The organism is Agromyces binzhouensis (assembly GCF_004135055.1).
Classification (GTDB): domain Bacteria; phylum Actinomycetota; class Actinomycetes; order Actinomycetales; family Microbacteriaceae; genus Agromyces; species Agromyces binzhouensis.
The window spans coordinates 1-690 of sequence record NZ_SDPL01000768.1 but is presented as its reverse complement, the minus strand read 5'-3'; the positions used below and the strand labels follow the sequence as shown (position 1 = coordinate 690).

The window sequence follows — 690 nt, the reverse complement described above, 5'->3', positions numbered from 1 at the left end:
CTTCGCCCCCGGCGAGACGTTCCTGCTCGCGCAGTGCGACGCCGGCGACGCCGCCGCCGAGGCCGACACGATCGCGCGCGTCTTCGCCGAGTCGGGCGGGCGGGTCGAGCGGTCGACGGATGCCGCGACGGGCGAGCGCCTGCTCGACATCCGCCGCGCGATGCACCCCGCGCTCGCCTCACGCGGGAACGTGCTCATCGAGGACGTCGCCGTCCCGCGGTCGCGGCTGCCGGAGATGTTCCGCGAGATCGCCCGGATCGGGGCGCACTACGGGGTCGAGATCCCGACGCTGGCGCACGCGGGCGACGGCAACCTCCACCCGAACTTCGTGTTCGAGGGCGACCGGGTGCCCGAGCACGTCTGGACCGCGGCCGATGAACTGTTCCGCGCCGCGGTGCGGCTCGGCGGCACGCTGACCGGGGAGCACGGCGTCGGCGTCCTGAAGCGCCGGTGGCTCGCCGAGGAGCTGGGCGACGCATCGGTCGACCTGCAGCGGCGGATCAAGGCCGTCTTCGACCCGGCCGGCATCATGAATCCGGGCGTGATGTTCCCGCTCGAGGACGGCGGTGATCGCTAGGCTTCCGCCGTGAGCCTGACGCCCCCGCCGCCCGCCGATCCGCACGGGCACCCGAACCCGGCCGGTCCGCCCTCCGACGACCCCGCCTTCGCGCAGCGCGCGACCGGGCGCGC

At 75.1% G+C, this 690-nt stretch carries 1 protein-coding gene; it reads left to right on the top strand.

Annotated elements, in window-relative coordinates; all coding sequences use genetic code 11:
• Positions 1-577 (top strand): FAD-binding oxidoreductase (locus ESO86_RS18125; protein WP_277985257.1); only part of this gene is annotated, 577 nt, incomplete at its 5' end.
• Between the last annotated feature and the right edge of the window lie 113 nt (positions 578-690).